The following is a 17,555-nucleotide window of genomic DNA, read 5'->3' on the forward strand; positions in this document are numbered from 1 at the left end:
TTCCCCATGTGAGAGTAGGTCATCGTCAAGATTAAATTCCGAAACCCCTATCTGCGCATACAGATAGGGGTTTTGTTTGTCCTTGAAAAAAAGCATCCTGAGACTGGTACGGAGGTTGACCGTCAACCACGTTAGAGTAGGTCCATGGTGACCATGGAATCAGCCATACGGTAGCCCATCGCTTTGTAACCCGCCTGGCGCTTATCCCACATCCTCAGCAGTGCGACATTACCCCCGTCAACGAAGTCGATCACTCGCACGTCGACCTTATCGGCATGCGACCGATGCAACCGTCCCGCATATTGCTGAAGGATTCCCTTCCATGAGATGGGCATTGCCAGCACCAGCGTGTCCAACGGCGGATGATCGAAGCCTTCACCTACTAGTTTTCCTGTGCCAACAGCACTCGTGGAGCATCAGGGGGAAGGGACTCAAGCTCATGCATACGGGAAATGCGCTGTTTCTTAGGCACTCGCCCATGAAGCGTGAACAGGTTATGCACGCGCTGCTTCAATTCTAATTCAAGGGCATCCACATGTTCCGTCCGCTCCGTTAGCACTAGAATTTTTCTACCCTCGTTGTACGCCAGCTCAATCTCCGAGACGATTTTGGCTGTCCGCTCAGAGTCGTCGGCTAGACGCCGAAAAATGTCCTGAATCCCAAAGCCGTCGGGGACCACTATTGGTTTGGGCAGCAATCGAGGCACGACAGATAGGTCATGGGGCGCACTCGCTGGTCGAGGCGCAGAATGTCGGATCGGTCCGCACTGCATGAAAATAATGGGCTGCTGCCCATCTCGGCGCACTGGGGTTGCTGTGAGTCCCAGTACGTACCGCGCGGTCGCACTCCTCAGTAGTGCCTCGAATGACACTGCTGATAGGTGATGACACTCATCAACGATGATCTGGCCGTAGTTTTTTACCTGATCGCTGATCTCGCCTTTTCGCGATAACGACTGCATTACGGCAATGTCGATGATGCCTGTAAGCTTCGCTTTTCCGCCCCCAAGAGTACCAACGACACCATTCCCGACTCCCAAGAACGCCTGCAAGCGCTCTTGCCACTGCCTTAACAGCTCCGTCCGATGCACAAGCACCAACGTGTTAATGCCACGTGCGGCAATCAACGCAGCAGCACTCACCGTTTTACCGAAAGCTGTCGGTGCGCAGAGGATACCGGTGTCATGACTTAGCATTGCGCTGACAGCAGCCTCTTGGTCAGAACGCAGGGTCCCGAGAAAGCTCACGTCGATGGGGTCGCCCGCGAAGCGTTCGTCTTTAAGAATAGGGGTAACCCCGTTATCCTCTAAAAGCTCCAGCGCAGCATCCAAACAGCCACGTGGTAACGCAATATGTTTGGGGAAGTTCTGGGCGCAGCCGATAATCCTTGGCTTATTCCATACTGACATGCGCATGGCCTGAGCTTTGTAGAACTCGGGATTTTGAAAGGCAGCGAGACGGGCAAGCTGGTTTGCCAATGGCTGTGGCAATTCCGACTTTTCAAAGTAAATTAAGTTAGCCAGCGTGATGTTGACAGCAGCAGGCAACGGGCATGTCAATTTACGTGATCTCGATTCACGATCTTTCCAGGGTTCTGCATCACCTTCGTCATCGACATAGGCGACCCCTAGAGGGTCCCGATTACCCATCGCCTGGATAATAACGGGCTGGATATCTTCTGGGCTCATGCGCTGAATCGATGCCAGGAAGGCCCATTGATCAGGATGAGGCTCAAGCGAGTCGTCTACAAAAACGCTATTGTTTTGGGCCCGGGCGCGCTTTTGTAAAGGGAGCGCGATGAGATTTCCAAAGCCGCCTTTGGGCATATAGTCCTGGTTCGGAAACAGTCGATCATAGGAGCTGAGCGCCAACTGCCGGGTGCGCTCACAGGCATGACTGATGATTGCGGCACCGAGGCGGCGCGCATCGCAGGCAGGAACATTACGCTCAAAGAAAATCCAGCCATGAGCCCCTTGGCCTGAGCGCGATATTTCCAGCGCCACCGGGACGTTCAGCTCATGGCATGACTGCACAAAAGCTTTGGAATCATCACGCCATTCGGCCTCATCGAAGTCGACCGCCAAAAAATAACAAGTGTCATCAGAGAGTAGGGGGTAGATACCAACGACCACTTCGCCCGCCAGATGGCGATAGACCACCTCATCGGTCAGCGGAAGCAGCTGTCGGTTACCGCAGTCGCCACATTTAATTCGGGGCTTCTCACAAACGCCAGGCCTCCATTCGTTTGCGCAAGCGGGTGCGTATCCTGATTTGCCTGCCTTGCTTTCCCAGCGGATGGGATAAACGTCCGTCCTGCCACGAAACAAGCTTCGGAATAGGGCAAGCTTTCCTTCAGTATCGAGTTGCTGTGATTGCTCTGCTTGGACAATCGCTATTTTGACTGGCTCAGCAGGCGGGCGCCATTCGATGCCATGAGCATCCAGCAAGGCAACCAATCTTGCATTCTCAGCCCTTAGCTTCGCCACCAGACTAGTGTCTATCACCGCCTTCAGCCTCTACGTCTCAGGTGAAGCCTGTAGCCTCGAGCTACAACCCTCAGTCCATCAGTAAAACATAGAGGTTAACAAACAACAGAGGTTCGGTTCAGGAGCTCAAGAGGTCCGCCCTAGTCCCAATCAAATCGTTGGCTGGCTCAATCTGCCGGTGAGGGATACAGAGCGCGCAGTTGCTGGCATTCGGCTAGCGTGGAAAGTTCCAGGATTTTCCTAGGCGCAGAGTGATCAGGTTTGTAGTCAGCAGGTAGTAGTAGCGCGCCGATTTCGAGTTTGAGTTCATGTGGTCGTTCAAAAACCAAACGAGATGTTTTCTTTGCCATGTCCATGGATTATCTCGGTTCCAGCATTCAGAAATGGCTGCTTGAATAGTCTTGGCCTGGCGGATGTGACGTTCGCGTGTGGTATGTGCTCCAGTCAGCACCCCAGCCAAGAAGATCTCCATATCGAATGGTTTATTCATACCCGACCACCGATATACGCCGATACCACGTCGATTCGACCATGTCCCAGCTCATAGCTGATTTGTAAGCGTGCCTCTCGATCAAGGCGTGGATCGAGGCGCCTGCATCTGCCCTCGTTAATGGGTGCTAGGTGATGGGTGATCTGCTCATAGCGTTCGCACGCATAAGCCGCACGCAGTTCGTGGAAGCCTTTGAGGTTGTGCGTATGGAGGATATCTCGGGCGGGACGGACGATTTCCCGTTGGAAATCGAGGTAGCTCTCGTTCGGTGCCAGCAGGTTGCGGCTACCGTCGGGTGAGACCTGTTCGGCGTACCTGAGCGCTTCGCGAATATGGTCATCCACCCTGATCCAACGAGGCGCGGTTGCGCCGCTGCGGCCACCTTTGGTGCCGTCCTGGATGTTGATCTTGTCGTAGTGTTCGGCTTCACGTTTTAGGCGGGGAAGGTCGGCCAAAATGGCCTCGCGCAAGCGCATGCCAGTGGCTCGCGCCAACTGCACGATGGCCGCGGCGCGCGGCTGCTGGTGTTCGCAAAGCACGTCGACGATCCGTTTCACGTGTTCGCGATCTTGGCCTTGCGGCACCGAGCAACGAACGCTGGTGCGCTGCATTCCTAGTGCCTTGCTCGGACTCGGTACTTTCACATTCAGAACACCGCGAAGCGCGGCCATGGTTCGGTTCACGCTGGACAATCGGTTTTGCGCGGTGGCGATGGCAAGTTCGCCTTGTTCAACTTGGTGACGCAGATATCCGGCGTAATCCAGCAAGGTTTGCCGATCAATCTGCCGCGCATCGTTAAACCCTGGCCCATCCTCCGACCGACACCAGCGCACAAACGCCTGCCAGCGATCACTGTACGCTTTGACCGTCCCGTAATGCCCGCCGCCAAACAGATCACGTAGCGCCTGTGGCCCGGCATAACTCAGTTGCCGTCCATAGCCAAAGTTCCGCCCGTCCCGTCTACCGACCAATGCCATGATCAAACTCCTCTCGAAGCCAAACCTTTAAAACCTTCCCCACGTCATCCCGCCATGAATGCTGAGTGTTATCAGGGATCAAGGCCCCTGCGACCTGTGAGGGTTGTCCACTAACGCAGGACTGGCGGCTCCTTACGACCGGGAGTTTGGGCATCTCATGATCTGGCTCTCCTGAACACTTCCGCAGAAGTGGGCGGGTGGAGGCTGCGCTAGCTGACGAGACCAGCACCGCGAGATCCTGAGTCGGGTGAAGGCAATAATGCGATGACCGGGACATGCCAGACTGTCAGTCAGGTGCAGTCCATTCCTTGGGCTGCGGCACCATCATCTGCATCGCTGTTGCTGGTGACTTCGGTGTTTGTCACGCCGATTGTCACGAGGGGGAATGCCGCAAAGCCTTGTACGAGTTGGGCTGCAGCAGTAGGAGCGCCCGTCTCTTTCCGGGAGAAAGAGACGGGCGCAGGTTGGCGCACGGGAATGGCCAAGTGGATAGGTTGCTGCAGGGCAGCGATGAAAGGGGATGAGTTGCCGCAGTGGGCACACTGGTAAAAGTAGGCATCCATCACATCGCTGTGACCGTGCGAGCCGCCGGACGCTAATCGCACTTTGGGAGAACCACCACCGCGTGGCGTAGCCTTAAAGGTTCTGGCTACCTGGGTTGCTGTCGACGACAGCGCTTGCACGATCTTTTCTACGCTCGCCGATAGACAGGGTCAAGGCTCGAGTTTTCGGGAATTCTGCGGCTGCGAATGGCATAAGCCGTCTATGGAAATCCGTGGTTTCTAGAAGACGGTTACACTGATTTTTAGGTTTTTCAAGTGAGGCCCTTCCAAGCAGGGCGGCTTTGCCGCCCTGCTTGGAAGGGCCCGCGTGGAAGGCAACGCTGTGGAGATTTCACTGGCGTGTTAGCGCTGGAATGCGCCACGCTCATCTTCCAAGGCGCTGATGCCGCCATCGACCGCGTTGACCCCGAGAAGCTCCGAAGACTTGCGCGACAGAAACTGATTAACCCGCGTATCAAACTGATCCCGCAGGCTCGCCGTAATCCCAACCCTGAGCGCATCGAGATAATCGGCATACCACTGCATCATGATCCGCCGTTGTGTCAGGTACAGCGCTTGGTTGTACTCCCCAGCAATGCCGCCCTCGACATGCGCCAGTTGGCTTTCAACATGATCCTTCAGCCACCCATGTTCGCGCAGCAGCGTGCTCGCGGTGTGGCGAACGCCATGGCTCACCATCCGCCCTTTGTAGCCAATCTTGGCAAACACCAGATTGATCGTGTTCTCGCTGATGACGGGCCGTTTCTCACCACTACCCGGAAACAGGTAGCGGCTGCGCCCAGTGCATTGGTGCAGCTTGATCAGCATCGCGATCAGTTGATGGGGCAGGGGGCTGACATAGTCCCGGCGCATCTTCATGCGTTCAGCTGGTATGGTCCACGTCCCTTCTTCAAAATCGATTTCATCCCACGTCGCATACCGAACCATGCCGGGTCGGCTCGCCGTCAGTATTGCCATCCACGAAGCAATCCTCGACGGCAACCGGCTGGTGGTCTTACTCAGCGCCTGAAGAAATTCCGGCAGCTCGCTTTCACGCAAATGCGGATAGTGCTCAGGGGGAGGCGGCACCAACGCGATGGCATGAAGTTCTGAAGCCGGATTGTGTTCGCACAACCCCCGCGCAATCGCCTGACTGAAAATCTGCTTGAGCCAGGTCCGAGCCTTGTCTGCCACATTGAACGCCCCACGCTTTTCGATGCTGGCCTGCAACTTCGCGCAGTCGGCGCGAGTGATGTGCTCCAGCTGCATCTCGCCGAGTGCCGGTAGCAGATCCTTGTCGAGGTAGTCGCGAATCTTCTTTAGCGTCGCATGGCTGCGGCCGGAGTCGGCCTTGAACTGATACCAGTACTCCGTAGCTCGCCTGAAGGTGTTGAGCCCAGCCTCCCGTTGCTGCTGCTTGTCATCCCGCCGCTTGGCGCCAGGGTTGATGTCGTCCTTGAGCAGCTTCCGGCATTCAGCAGCCCGTTCACGAGCCTCCTGCAAGGAGATGCTCGGATAGACACCAAGCGACACCCGCGCCGGCCGACCAAGGTACGTATAGCGGAAATGCCAGTACTTGCGCCCGTTCGGCTGAACCAAAAGGGCAAGACCCGAACTATCACCCAATGTGTATTGCTTGTCGGTAGGCTTGGACGCTTTGACTTGCAAGGCGGTGAGGGGCATGGCTGTACACCTCCGGTTCTCGAACTGGAATCTGTACAGAAAATGTACCAAAAAGAGGCTGGCTTGCAAGGGACGGGGATGGAACCCCAGAGACCAAAAAGCCCGCAGTTAGCGGGCTCTAGAGGTGTTGCGTAGACGTTGGTAGTCGTCTATGTACTGCAAATGGTGCCCCGAGGGAGACTCGAACTCCCACTCCTTTCGAAAACGGATTTTGAATCCGCCGCGTCTACCAATTCCGCCATCAGGGCTCAATGGCGGCGAAGTATAGAGAGGTGAATACCGCTGGTCAATCAGGTACATGGAGAATTTTTGATATTTCCGCTAGACTTCCCGGCCCTGCTAGACGAACCCCATCATGCGCGTTGCTGACTTTACTTTCGAGCTCCCTGATTCGCTGATTGCTCGCCATCCTTTGGCCGAGCGTCGCGGTAGTCGCCTGTTGACCCTGGATGGGGTCAGCGGCGCCCTGGCACACCGTCAATTCACTGATTTGCTGGAGCATTTGCGCCCTGGCGACTTGATGGTGTTCAACAATACCCGGGTGATTCCGGCGCGGCTGTTTGGCCAGAAGGCTTCCGGCGGCAAGCTGGAAATCCTGGTGGAGCGGGTGCTGGACAGTCATCGCGTGCTGGCCCATGTGCGCTCCAGCAAGTCACCGAAACCGGGGTCGAAGATCCTGATCGACGGCGGTGGCGAGGCCGAGATGCTGGCGCGTCACGATGCGTTGTTCGAGCTGGGGTTTGCCGAAGAGGTGTTGCCGCTGCTCGACCGCGTCGGGCACATGCCGTTGCCTCCTTATATAGACCGCCCGGACGAGGGCGCGGACCGCGAGCGTTACCAGACCGTCTACGCCGAGCGTTTGGGCGCGGTGGCGGCGCCGACGGCGGGGCTGCATTTCGATCAGGTGCTGCTGGAGGCGATTGCCGCGAAGGGCGTCGAGACGGCGTTCGTGACCCTGCACGTTGGCGCTGGCACCTTCCAGCCGGTGCGCGTGGAGAAGATCGAAGACCACCACATGCACAGCGAGTGGCTGGAAGTCGGCCAGGACGTGGTGGATGCAGTTGCCGCCTGTCGCGCGCGCGGTGGTCGTGTGGTGGCCGTGGGGACCACCAGCGTGCGTTCCCTGGAAAGCGCCGCCCGCGATGGCGTGCTCAAGCCGTTCAGCGGTGATACCGACATCTTTATCTACCCGGGCCGGCCGTTTCATGTGGTCGATGCCCTGGTCACCAACTTCCATTTGCCTGAATCCACCTTGTTGATGCTGGTCTCGGCGTTCGCCGGTTATCCCGAGACCATGGCCGCCTATAAAGCCGCCGTCGACAACGAATACCGCTTTTTCAGCTACGGTGATGCGATGTTTATCACCCGTAACCCCGCACCACGTGGCCCCGAGGAAACAGAATGAGTCGCCAATGTCGTATGTCGTTTGAGCTGCTTGCCACCGATGGCAAGGCTCGTCGTGGTCGCCTGACCTTTCCGCGCGGTACCGTCGAGACCCCGGCCTTCATGCCGGTGGGCACCTACGGCACGGTCAAGGGCATGCTGCCGCGGGATATCGAGGCGACTGGCGCTGAAATCATTCTGGGCAACACCTTCCACCTGTGGCTGCGTCCGGGCACGGAAGTGATCAAGAAGCACGGCGACCTGCACGATTTCATGAAGTGGAAAGGCCCGATCCTGACCGACTCCGGTGGTTTCCAGGTGTTCAGCCTGGGCGCCATGCGCAAGATCAAGGAGGAGGGCGTGACCTTTGCCTCGCCGGTCGACGGCGCCAAGGTGTTCATGGGGCCGGAAGAGTCGATGCAGGTCCAGCGTGACCTGGGTTCCGACATCGTGATGATTTTCGACGAATGCACGCCGTACCCGGCCGATGAAGACGTCGCCCGCGTATCGATGGAGTTGTCGCTGCGTTGGGCCCAGCGCTCGAAAAACGCCCACGCCGACAATACGGCGGCGCTGTTCGGCATCGTTCAGGGCGGCATGCACCAGGACCTGCGCATGCGCTCCCTGGAAGGCCTGGACAAGATCGGCTTCGACGGCCTGGCCATCGGCGGTCTGTCGGTGGGCGAGCCCAAGCACGAAATGATCAAGGTGCTGGATTATCTGCCGGGCCAGATGCCGGCTGACAAACCTCGTTACCTTATGGGCGTTGGCAAACCGGAAGATCTGGTTGAGGGTGTGCGCCGCGGAGTGGACATGTTCGATTGCGTGATGCCAACCCGTAATGCCCGCAACGGGCATCTGTTCATTGACACAGGCGTGATCAAGATCCGAAACGCGTTCCATCGCCATGATGATTCGCCGCTCGATCCGACCTGCGATTGCTATACCTGCCAGAACTTCTCCCGCGCTTACCTGCATCACCTGGACAAGTGCGGCGAAATGCTGGGAAGCATGCTCAATACCATCCATAACTTGCGCCATTATCAAGTGCTTATGGCTGGTTTGCGCGAGGCTATTCAACAGGGTACATTGGCCGCCTTTGTCGATGCCTTCTACGCCAAACGCGGGCTTCCCGTGCCGCCTTTGGACTGAGTTTTCTGACCCCAAGATTCAACATTTGCAACTGGAGTGCTAAATGAGCTTTTTTATCTCTAATGCCATGGCAGACGCTGCAGCACCTGCTGCAGCCCCTATGGGCGGCGGCTTTGAGTGGATTTTCCTGGTCGGCTTCCTGGTCATCTTCTACCTGATGATCTGGCGTCCACAGGCCAAGCGCGCCAAAGAGCAGAAAAACCTGCTGAGCAGCCTGCAAAAAGGCGACGAAGTTGTGACCACCGGCGGCATCGCCGGCAAGATCACTAAAGTGGCCGACGATTTCGTCGTTCTGGAAGTTTCCGACACCGTCGAAATGAAATTCCAGAAAGGCGCCATCGCCGCCACGCTGCCAAAAGGCACGCTGAAAGCGATCTAAGTTTCAACTTCATATTCAATCGAAGGGGCGCGCAAGGCGCCCCGCGTCATAAACGGGCGGCGTGATGCTGAACAAATATCCTCTGTGGAAATACATTCTGATCCTGGCGGTGCTGGCGGTCGGTCTGATTTATTCCGCTCCCAATCTTTACCCTGATGACCCGGCCATTCAGGTCAGCGGTGCAAGCACTGCGCTGCTGGTCAATCAGGCTGATCTGGATCGTGTAAGCACTGCGCTCAAGGAATCCGGAATCAACGTCAAGGCTGCCACCCTGGCCGCCAACGGCAAGGGCGGTCTGATTCGCCTGACCAAGGCTGAAGATCAGCTGCCGGCCAAGGACGTTGTACGCAAGGCGTTGGGTGATGACTACGTCGTCGCACTGAACCTGGCACAAACCACCCCGCAATGGCTGCGCAACCTCGCTGCGCACCCGATGAAGCTGGGCCTGGACTTGTCCGGTGGTGTGCACTTCCTGCTGGAAGTGGACATGGAAAAAGCCCTCGATGCACGCCTGAAAGTCTACGAAGGCGACGTCAAGAGCCTGTTGCGTAAAGAGAAGCTGCGCTATCGCAGCCTGCCGCAGTTGGGCGGTGCCATTCAGCTGGGTTTCACCGATGAAGCGACCCGCGAACAGGCTCGTACCATCATCCGCAAGAACTTCAACGATTTCGACATTGTTCCGGCCGACCTCAATGGTCAACCGGTGCTGCGTCTGGCGATGACCCCGGCCAAGCTGGCGGAAATCCGCGAATACTCCATCAAGCAGAACCTGACCACGGTACGTAACCGCGTCAACGAGCTGGGTGTTGCCGAACCGATCGTTCAGCGTCAGGGCGCCAACCGCATCGTGGTTGAGCTGCCGGGCGTGCAAGACACCGCCGAAGCCAAGCGTATCCTCGGCAAGACGGCCAACCTGGAGTTCCGCCTGGCCGCTGAGCCTGGTGCTTCGAAAGCCACTTCCGAGGAATTCGAGTTCCGTGAAGGCAAGCGTCCTCCGGCGCTGATCGAGCGTGGCCTGATCATCACCGGTGACCAGGTGACTGACGCCAAGGCTGGCTTCGGCGAGCATGGCACGCCGGAAGTGAACATCCGTCTGGATGGCCACGGCGGCGAGCTGATGAGCCGTGCGACCCGTTCGAACGTCGGTCGCAGCATGGCGGTGATCTTCATCGAGCAGCGTCCGGTTACCACTTACGTCAAGCAAGTGGTCAACGGCGTCGAGAAAGACGTGCCGGTTCAGACCTTCAAGGAAGAGAAGAAGATCATCAGCCTGGCGACCATCCAGTCGCCGCTGGGTGCTCAATTCCGCATTACCGGCCTGAATGGCCAGGGCGAGTCCTCCGAGCTGGCGCTGCTGCTGCGTGCCGGTGGTCTGGCGGCGCCGATGTACTTTGCTGAAGAACGCACCATCGGCCCGAGCCTGGGTGCCGACAACATCACCAAAGGTATCGATGCATCGTTGTGGGGCATGCTGTTCGTCTCGCTGTTCATCATGGCCATCTACCGCTTCTTCGGCCTCATCGCCACCGTCGCGCTGGCGGTGAACATGGTGATGCTGCTGGCCCTGATGTCGCTGCTGGGTGCAACGCTGACCCTGCCGGGTATCGCCGGTATCGTGTTGACCATGGGTATGGCGGTTGACGCCAACGTGCTGATCTTCTCGCGGATCCGTGAAGAGATCGCCGCCGGCATGACCGTGCAGCGCGCAATCAACGAAGGCTTCGGCCGGGCGTTCACCGCGATTCTCGACGCCAACCTGACCACTCTGTTGGTGGGCGGCATCCTGTTTGCCATGGGCACAGGTCCGGTCAAGGGCTTCGCAGTGACCATGTCCCTCGGGATCTTTACCTCGATGTTCACGGCCATCATGGTGACCCGCGCGATGGTCAACCTGATCTTCGGCGGTCGTGACTTCAAGAAGTTGTGGATTTAAGGGGCTGCCATGTTACGTACAATCAACTTCATGGGCGTCCGCAACTTTGCGTTCGGCGTCACATTGTTCCTTACCGCACTGGCAATATTCAGTGTGTTCCACAAGGGCATGAACTGGGGCCTGGACTTCACCGGCGGTACGCTCATCGAGCTGACCTACGAGCGTCCGGCCGATGTCACCAAGGTGCGTGAGCAGCTGGTGACCGCGGGCTATCACGAAGCCGTCGTGCAGAACTTCGGTGCGACCACCGATCTGCTGGTGCGCATGCCTGGCGAAGACCCGCAACTGGGTCACCAGGTGGCTGAAGCCCTGCAAAAGGTCGGCGGTGAGAACCCGGCGACGGTCAAGCGCGTCGAGTTCGTCGGCCCGCAGGTGGGTGAAGAACTGCGCGACCAGGGCGGCCTCGGCATGCTGATGGCGCTGGGCGGCATCCTGATCTATCTGGCGTTCCGCTTTCAGTGGAAGTTTGCGGTCGGTGCGATCGTGTCCCTGATCCACGACGTGATCGTGACCGTCGGTATCCTGTCGTTCTTCCAGATCACCTTCGACCTGACGGTGCTGGCGGCGGTGCTGGCGATCATCGGCTACTCGCTCAACGACACCATCGTGGTATTCGACCGGGTTCGCGAGAACTTCCGTGTACTGCGCAAGGCCAACCTGATCGAGAACATCAATATCTCGACCACGCAAACCCTGCTGCGGACCATGGCGACCTCGATCTCCACCTTGCTGGCGATCGCGGCTTTGCTGTTCTTTGGTGGCGACAACCTGTTCGGCTTCTCGATTGCCCTGTTCATCGGTGTCCTGGCGGGTACTTACTCGTCGATCTACATCGCTAACGTGGTGCTGATCTGGCTGAACCTGAGCACCGAGGACCTGATTCCTCCTGCCAATACCGAGAAGGAAGTCGACGACCGTCCTTGAAGGGCTCTCCAGTCCAGAGCGGTCTTCCAGCGATGTAGTCCGAAAAAGGCGCGAGTTGAACTCGCGCCTTTTTTTGTGCTCCAAGGCTGGGAGAAGCGCGGGTTTATCCCGCATGTGATGGTCAGGAGGTTCATGTGAACAAGTCGATGTTGGTTGGTGCTGTACTGGGTGCTGTCGGTGTAACTGCCGGGGGTGCTGTGGCCACCTACAGCCTGGTTAAAAGCGGCCCTGAGTACGCGCAAGTACTCGCCGTTGAGCCGGTCAAGACGCAAATCAAGACTCCACGTGAAGTGTGCAAGGATGTAACGGTCACCCGGCAGGCGCCGGTGAAAGATCAACATCAGATCGCCGGTACGGTGGTCGGTGCATTGGCGGGTGGATTACTGGGTAACCAGATCGGTGGCGGTAACGGCAAGAAGATCGCCACGGTCGCGGGTGCTGTTGGCGGTGGTTACGCCGGCAACAAGGTGCAGGAAGGCATGCAGGAGCGTGATACCTACACCACGACCCAGACCCGTTGTAATACGGTGAATGACATCAGCGACAAGGTCGTAGGTTACGACGTTCGTTATTCGCTGGATGGCAAGGAAGGCAAGGTGCGCATGGATCGTGATCCGGGTAACCAGATTCCGGTCGACAAGGAAGGCAAGCTGATCCTGTCGGAGAACGAGCGGAATCGCTAAGTACTCAGGTTTGAGATTCAAAGGAAGCACCCTTCGGGGTGCTTTTTTGTGCCCGGGAATTAGGAGTCGCCGCAGATCTTCTGTAGGAGCGAGCTTGCTCGCGAAAAACGCCAGGGCACCGCGTTAATCCAGAAGGCACGGGTTATCGTTAGTGACCATCGCGAGCAGGCTCGCTCCTACAGAATTGGCAAAGATGGATTTTCAGGTCTGTAGGAGCGAGCTTGCTCGCGAAAAACGCCAGGACACCACGTTTATCCAGTAAGTGCGCGTTATCGTTAGCGACCATCGCGAGCAAGCTCGCCCCTACAAAATTGGCAAAGACGGATTTTCAGGCATAAAAAAAGCACCTCGAAAGGTGCTTTTTCTGTCGCTGGGCGCTTAGCGCTTCAGCGAGGCCGGCAGGTGCGGCTGGATCGCCGTCAGGACTGCCTTGAAGCATTTGGTGTTGCCGGCAACGACGTGGCCTTTTTCAAGGAAGTCGTGACCGCCGGTGAAGTCGCTCACCAGGCCGCCTGCTTCCTGGATCAGCAGGGCGCCTGCGGCCATGTCCCACTCGGACAGGCCCGATTCCCAGAAAGCGTCGAAACGGCCGGCGGCCACGTAGGCCAGGTCCAGGCTCGCGGAACCTGCGCGGCGGATGCCGGCAGTCTGGCCAACCAGGGCGCGGAACATGCCCAGGTAGTTGTCGAGGTTGTCCATCTGGTCGTCACGGAACGGGAAGCCGGTACCCAGCAGGGCGCCGTCGAGGCTGGTGCGACCGCTGACGCGCAGGCGACGACCGTTCAGTTGAGCGCCGCGACCACGGCTGGCGGTGAATTCTTCCTGGCGAACCGGGTCCAGAACAACGGCGTGTTCCAGGCGGCCACGGTATTTGCAGGCGATGCTGACAGCGAAGTGAGGAATGCCGCGCAGGAAGTTGGTGGTGCCGTCCAGCGGATCGATGATCCACAGGTACTCTTCGCCTTCGATGCCGGTGCCGGCGTGCATGCCGGTTTCTTCACCCATGATCGAGTGGTTCGGGTAAGCCTTGCGCAGCGCGTCGATGATTTTCTGTTCAGCGGCGCGATCCACCTCGGATACGTAATCCTTGGCGTCTTTTTCGTCGACCTTGATGGTATCCAGGCGCTCGATGGAGCGGAAGATCAATTCACTGGCGCTGCGGGCGGCGCGCAGCGCGATATTCAGCATGGGCTGCATGGATGTGTCACCTAAGGTTGTTAAAGAAAGCCGGGCATTCTATCAGAAAGTTTCTACAGGAGAAGGACGACGTTCGCTTTCGTGGCTTAACGGTAGTAGGCGCTGTAAGATTCCGCTCCCGATTATCGTGTTCGAGAGCGCCTCCCTTGCTGCAAAACATTCGTGTCGTCCTGGTCAATACCAGCCATCCGGGCAATATCGGCGGGACTGCGCGCGCCATGAAGAACATGGGGCTGTCGCGGCTGGTGCTGGTCGAACCTCGTCTGTTCCCGCACCACGAGGCCGATGCCCGTGCTTCCGGTGCCGGTGACATCCTTGAAAACGCGCAAGTCGTCGCCACCTTGGAAGAGGCCCTGGTCGGCTGCAATCTGGTGCTCGGCACCAGCGCCCGCGACCGGCGGATTCCCTGGCCGCTGCTCGATCCCCGCGAATGCGGCGCGAAAGTGGTCGAGGAAGCCGGGCAGGGGGCGGAAATCGCCCTGGTGTTCGGTCGTGAAGATTCCGGCCTGACCAACGAAGAGCTGCAGCGATGTCACTATCACGTGCACATCCCATCCGACCCTGAGTTCAGCTCGCTGAACCTGGGGGCGGCGGTGCAGGTGTTGAGTTATGAAGTGCGCATGTCCTGGCTGGCGGCCCAAGGCCAGCCAAGCAAGGTCGAAAAGGAAGAAGTGGCTTCGGTCAAAAGCACCGAGCTGGCGACCATGGATGAACTGGAGCGATTCTATGAACACCTGGAGCAGACCTTGGTGGCCATCGAATTCCTCGATCCGGAAAAGCCACGGCACTTGATGGCGCGCCTGCGCCGGTTGTACGGACGCAGCTCGGTCAGCCGGGCGGAAATGAATATTTTGCGTGGCATCCTCACGGAAACCCAGAAAGCGGCCCGTGGTGAGCTTCTAAAGCGGAAGGATTAATGATGTTTGAGCGTTTGCGTGAAGATATCCAGAGCGTATTCCATCGAGACCCGGCGGCGCGTAACGCTTTTGAAGTCCTGACTTGCTACCCGGGCATGCACGCCATCTGGATTCACCGTTTGTCGGCGGCCCTGTGGCGTGCGGACCTGAAATGGCTGGCGCGGCTGGTGTCGAACTTCGGTCGCTGGTTGACCGGGATCGAGATTCATCCGGGCGCCAAGGTCGGTCGTCGTTTCTTCATCGACCATGGCATGGGCATCGTCATCGGTGAAACCGCCGAGATTGGCGATGACGTGACTATCTATCAGGGCGTGACCCTGGGCGGCACCAGCTGGAACAAGGGCAAGCGTCACCCGACCTTGGGCGATGGCGTAGTGGTCGGGGCGGGTGCGAAGGTGCTCGGCCCGTTCACTGTCGGTGCCGGGGCCAAGGTGGGTTCCAATGCTGTCGTGACCAAGGAAGTGCCGCCGGGCGCCACTGTGGTGGGTATTCCGGGGCGGATAATCGTCAAGTCCGATGTCGAGCAGGACGCCAAGCGCAAGGCCATGGCCGAGAAGATCGGTTTTGATGCCTATGGCCTCAGCGAAGACATGCCGGACCCGGTGGCGCGTGCCATCAATCAATTGCTCGACCATCTGCAGGCGGTTGATGGTCGTCTGGAGGGCATGTGCGGGGCGTTGAAGGATCTGGGCAGTAACTACTGTGCGAAAGATCTGCCTGAGCTGCGCGAAGAAGACTTTGCCTGTGTGAAGGACAAGGATCAGAGTCAGGCCAGCTGATCTTTTTGCAGGTCGTATTCAGGCAATGGCACAGCGCTAAGCGGTGTGCCATTAGGCCGCAGACCCTGCTATGATGCGCCCGCTCTTTGCGGGTAAACCTGACTAAAGCACTAGGTCTTATAGTTGACTTAAATACTCGGGAATTGCATACTCGCTTCATTCCGAACTCCGTGGTAATTGTCCATGCGACTGACTACAAAAGGCCGATACGCCGTGACCGCCATGCTTGACCTGGCGTTGCACGCGCAGCACGGGCCCGTGTCCCTGGCCGATATCTCCGAGCGCCAAGGCATCTCCCTGTCCTACCTCGAACAGCTTTTCGCCAAGCTGCGCCGCAGCAACCTGGTGTCCAGCGTGCGTGGTCCGGGTGGTGGTTACCAATTGTCCCGCGACATGCAGGGCATCCAGGTCGCCCAGGTGATCGATGCGGTGAACGAATCGGTTGATGCCACCAAATGCCAGGGGCAGGGTGATTGCCATTCCGGCGACACTTGCCTGACTCACCACTTGTGGTGCGATCTGAGCCTGCAGATTCACGAATTTCTGAGCGGTATCAGCTTGGCTGACCTTGTGACTCGCCGTGAGGTGCAAGAAGTAGCCCAGCGTCAGGACCAGCGCCGTTGCAACAGCAAGGTGCCACGCCTGGACAAGATTGAAGCGTCCGCCGTCGAATGACAGCCAAAGAGCTAGCGGCACGCCAGCCAGCCTGATTTAGGAGATAGTCCATGAAATTGCCGATTTACCTTGATTACTCTGCGACCACCCCGGTTGATCCGCGTGTTGCGCAAAAAATGAGTGAATGCCTGCTGGTCGACGGAAACTTCGGTAACCCGGCGTCCCGTTCCCACGTGTTCGGCTGGAAAGCCGAAGAGTCCGTCGAAAACGCCCGTCGTCAGGTCGCCGACCTGGTCAACGCCGACCCGCGCGAAATCGTCTGGACCTCCGGTGCCACCGAATCCGACAACCTGGCAATCAAGGGTGCGGCGCATTTCTATGCCACCAAGGGCAAGCACCTGATCACCACCAAGATTGAGCACAAAGCTGTCCTCGACACCATGCGCCAACTGGAACGTGAAGGTTTCGAAGTGACTTACATCGAGCCTCGCACCGATGGTCTGGTTACTCCAGAGATGATCGAAGCTGAGCTGCGTGACGACACCATCCTGGTTTCGGTCATGCACGTGAACAACGAAATCGGCACCGTCAACGACATCGCGGCCATCGGCGAGCTGACCCGCGCCAGAGGCATCCTGTTCCACGTTGACGCCGCTCAGTCCACCGGCAAGGTCGACATCGACCTGCAGAAGCTGAAAGTCGACCTGATGTCGTTCTCGGCTCACAAAACCTACGGCCCTAAAGGCATCGGCGCGCTGTACGTGAGCCGCAAGCCACGCGTGCGCATCGAAGCGACCATGCACGGCGGCGGTCACGAGCGCGGCATGCGTTCCGGCACCCTGGCGACCCACCAGATCGTCGGCATGGGTGAAGCCTTCCGCGTAGCCAAGGAAGACATGGCTGCCGAGAACGCGCGCATCAAGGCCCTGAGCGACCGTTTCTTCAAGCAGGTCGAGCACCTGGAAGAGCTGTACGTCAACGGCAGCATGACTTCCCGCGTTCCGCACAACCTGAACCTGAGCTTCAACTACGTTGAAGGCGAGTCGCTGATCATGGCGCTCAAGGATCTGGCGGTATCGTCCGGTTCGGCCTGCACCTCGGCGTCGCTTGAGCCTTCGTACGTGCTGCGCGCCCTGGGCCGCAACGACGAACTGGCCCACAGTTCGATCCGTTTCACCTTCGGCCGCTTCACCACCGAAGAAGAAATCGACTACGCCGCGCAGAAAGTCTGTGAGGCCGTTATCAAGCTGCGAGCTCTGTCGCCGCTGTGGGACATGTACAAAGACGGTGTCGATATCTCGAAGATCGAGTGGGCGGCACACTAACTATAGAAGCCGCCGGATACAGGTCCTGTAGCAACGCGGCGATAGACGCAGCGTAACTGCAGGGCCTCAAGAGCGGCCCTGATGAGTGAGG

The 17,555-nt window shown here is 58.3% G+C and carries 14 protein-coding genes, 1 tRNA gene and 1 pseudogene; 10 read left to right on the plus strand and 6 right to left on the minus strand.

Translation table 11 applies throughout. The features are described 5' to 3' along the window. Positions 1-131: 131 nt before the first annotated feature. The 5 genes and pseudogenes from RS887_RS14615 to RS887_RS14635 all read right to left on the minus strand — a co-directional run bounded on the left by RS887_RS14615 (position 132) and on the right by RS887_RS14635 (position 6,425). Positions 132-2,503: pseudogene (locus tag RS887_RS14615) on the minus strand (TOTE conflict system archaeo-eukaryotic primase domain-containing protein). Positions 2,504-2,699: 196 nt separating this feature from the next. Beyond that, positions 2,700-2,975: a hypothetical protein gene (locus tag RS887_RS14620; RefSeq protein ID WP_322615929.1), complete on the minus strand. Its 276-nt coding sequence runs from the start codon at positions 2,973-2,975 to the stop codon at positions 2,700-2,702. Next, positions 2,972-3,952: an integrase domain-containing protein gene (locus RS887_RS14625; protein ID WP_322615930.1), complete on the minus strand. Its 981-nt coding sequence runs from the start codon at positions 3,950-3,952 to the stop codon at positions 2,972-2,974. Before RS887_RS14625 ends, RS887_RS14620 begins: the two co-directional genes overlap by 4 nt. A gap of 905 nt (positions 3,953-4,857) precedes the next feature. Continuing rightward, complete coding sequence (locus RS887_RS14630; RefSeq protein ID WP_057398557.1) at positions 4,858-6,177, minus strand: tyrosine-type recombinase/integrase; 1,320 nt, start codon at positions 6,175-6,177, stop codon at positions 4,858-4,860. Positions 6,178-6,340: 163 nt separating this feature from the next. Further along, positions 6,341-6,425, minus strand: a tRNA-Leu gene (locus RS887_RS14635). A gap of 107 nt (positions 6,426-6,532) precedes the next feature. Here RS887_RS14635 and queA point away from each other — a divergent pair. The 6 genes from queA to RS887_RS14665 all read left to right on the plus strand — a co-directional run bounded on the left by queA (position 6,533) and on the right by RS887_RS14665 (position 12,631). Then, complete coding sequence (queA, locus tag RS887_RS14640; RefSeq protein WP_322615931.1) at positions 6,533-7,582, plus strand: tRNA preQ1(34) S-adenosylmethionine ribosyltransferase-isomerase QueA; 1,050 nt, start codon at positions 6,533-6,535, stop codon at positions 7,580-7,582. A gap of 14 nt (positions 7,583-7,596) precedes the next feature. After that, positions 7,597-8,712: a tRNA guanosine(34) transglycosylase Tgt gene (gene tgt / locus RS887_RS14645; RefSeq protein ID WP_162130437.1), complete on the plus strand. Its 1,116-nt coding sequence runs from the start codon at positions 7,597-7,599 to the stop codon at positions 8,710-8,712. Positions 8,713-8,755: 43 nt separating this feature from the next. Then, positions 8,756-9,091, plus strand: coding sequence for a preprotein translocase subunit YajC (gene yajC / locus RS887_RS14650; protein WP_007956696.1), 336 nt, complete (start codon positions 8,756-8,758; stop codon positions 9,089-9,091). 64 nt (positions 9,092-9,155) lie between these two features. After that, entirely contained in the window at positions 9,156-11,024 is a 1,869-nt protein-coding gene (gene secD, locus RS887_RS14655; RefSeq protein WP_322615932.1) for a protein translocase subunit SecD, read from the plus strand. A gap of 9 nt (positions 11,025-11,033) precedes the next feature. Continuing rightward, entirely contained in the window at positions 11,034-11,948 is a 915-nt protein-coding gene (gene secF / locus RS887_RS14660) for a protein translocase subunit SecF (RefSeq protein ID WP_322615933.1), read from the plus strand. A 134-nt stretch (positions 11,949-12,082) separates the two neighbouring features. Beyond that, a complete protein-coding gene (locus RS887_RS14665; protein WP_111281114.1) occupies positions 12,083-12,631 on the plus strand; it encodes a glycine zipper 2TM domain-containing protein in 549 nt (182 codons plus the stop codon). Positions 12,632-13,009: 378 nt separating this feature from the next. On the opposite strand, the gene suhB is transcribed toward RS887_RS14665, so the two are convergent. Continuing rightward, positions 13,010-13,828 carry an inositol-phosphate phosphatase gene (suhB, locus tag RS887_RS14670; protein ID WP_007982736.1) on the minus strand — a complete coding sequence of 273 codons (819 nt, stop codon included), beginning with the start codon at positions 13,826-13,828 and terminating at the stop codon, positions 13,010-13,012. A 146-nt stretch (positions 13,829-13,974) separates the two neighbouring features. Here suhB and trmJ point away from each other — a divergent pair, with 146 nt between their 5' ends. The 4 genes from trmJ (at position 13,975) to RS887_RS14690 (ending at position 17,464) form a co-directional block, all read left to right on the plus strand. Then, the gene (gene trmJ / locus RS887_RS14675; RefSeq protein ID WP_322615934.1) at positions 13,975-14,745 is read left to right on the plus strand and encodes a tRNA (cytosine(32)/uridine(32)-2'-O)-methyltransferase TrmJ; all 771 of its coding nucleotides are present in this window, start codon (positions 13,975-13,977) and stop codon (positions 14,743-14,745) included. Positions 14,746-14,747: 2 nt separating this feature from the next. Beyond that, the gene (gene cysE / locus RS887_RS14680) at positions 14,748-15,524 is read left to right on the plus strand and encodes a serine O-acetyltransferase (RefSeq protein ID WP_322616343.1); all 777 of its coding nucleotides are present in this window, start codon (positions 14,748-14,750) and stop codon (positions 15,522-15,524) included. A 183-nt stretch (positions 15,525-15,707) separates the two neighbouring features. Continuing rightward, complete coding sequence (iscR, locus tag RS887_RS14685) at positions 15,708-16,199, plus strand: Fe-S cluster assembly transcriptional regulator IscR (RefSeq protein ID WP_007982741.1); 492 nt, start codon at positions 15,708-15,710, stop codon at positions 16,197-16,199. A gap of 50 nt (positions 16,200-16,249) precedes the next feature. After that, positions 16,250-17,464 (plus strand): IscS subfamily cysteine desulfurase, encoded by a 1,215-nt coding sequence (locus RS887_RS14690; RefSeq protein ID WP_322615935.1) that lies wholly within the window; start codon positions 16,250-16,252, stop codon positions 17,462-17,464. Positions 17,465-17,555: the final 91 nt, after the last annotated feature.

The organism is Pseudomonas sp. BIC9C (assembly GCF_034541995.1).
GTDB classification, from domain to species: Bacteria; Pseudomonadota; Gammaproteobacteria; order Pseudomonadales; family Pseudomonadaceae; genus Aquipseudomonas; species Aquipseudomonas fluorescens_CC.

What these genes read in the sequence shown, in the direction of transcription:
- RS887_RS14690 (WP_322615935.1), top strand. Translation starts at nt 16,250, where the DNA reads ATGAAATTGCCGATTTACCTTGATTACTCTGCGACCACCCCGGTTGAT.
- cysE (WP_322616343.1), top strand. Translation starts at nt 14,748, where the DNA reads ATGTTTGAGCGTTTGCGTGAAGATATCCAGAGCGTATTCCATCGAGAC.
- RS887_RS14630 (WP_057398557.1), bottom strand. Translation starts at nt 6,177, where the DNA reads ATGCCCCTCACCGCCTTGCAAGTCAAAGCGTCCAAGCCTACCGACAAG.
- suhB (WP_007982736.1), bottom strand. Translation starts at nt 13,828, where the DNA reads ATGCAGCCCATGCTGAATATCGCGCTGCGCGCCGCCCGCAGCGCCAGT.
- secD (WP_322615932.1), top strand. Translation starts at nt 9,156, where the DNA reads ATGCTGAACAAATATCCTCTGTGGAAATACATTCTGATCCTGGCGGTG.
- RS887_RS14620 (WP_322615929.1), bottom strand. Translation starts at nt 2,975, where the DNA reads ATGAATAAACCATTCGATATGGAGATCTTCTTGGCTGGGGTGCTGACT.
- queA (WP_322615931.1), top strand. Translation starts at nt 6,533, where the DNA reads ATGCGCGTTGCTGACTTTACTTTCGAGCTCCCTGATTCGCTGATTGCT.
- RS887_RS14625 (WP_322615930.1), bottom strand. Translation starts at nt 3,952, where the DNA reads ATGGCATTGGTCGGTAGACGGGACGGGCGGAACTTTGGCTATGGACGG.
- secF (WP_322615933.1), top strand. Translation starts at nt 11,034, where the DNA reads ATGTTACGTACAATCAACTTCATGGGCGTCCGCAACTTTGCGTTCGGC.
- iscR (WP_007982741.1), top strand. Translation starts at nt 15,708, where the DNA reads ATGCGACTGACTACAAAAGGCCGATACGCCGTGACCGCCATGCTTGAC.
- tgt (WP_162130437.1), top strand. Translation starts at nt 7,597, where the DNA reads ATGTCGTTTGAGCTGCTTGCCACCGATGGCAAGGCTCGTCGTGGTCGC.
- yajC (WP_007956696.1), top strand. Translation starts at nt 8,756, where the DNA reads ATGAGCTTTTTTATCTCTAATGCCATGGCAGACGCTGCAGCACCTGCT.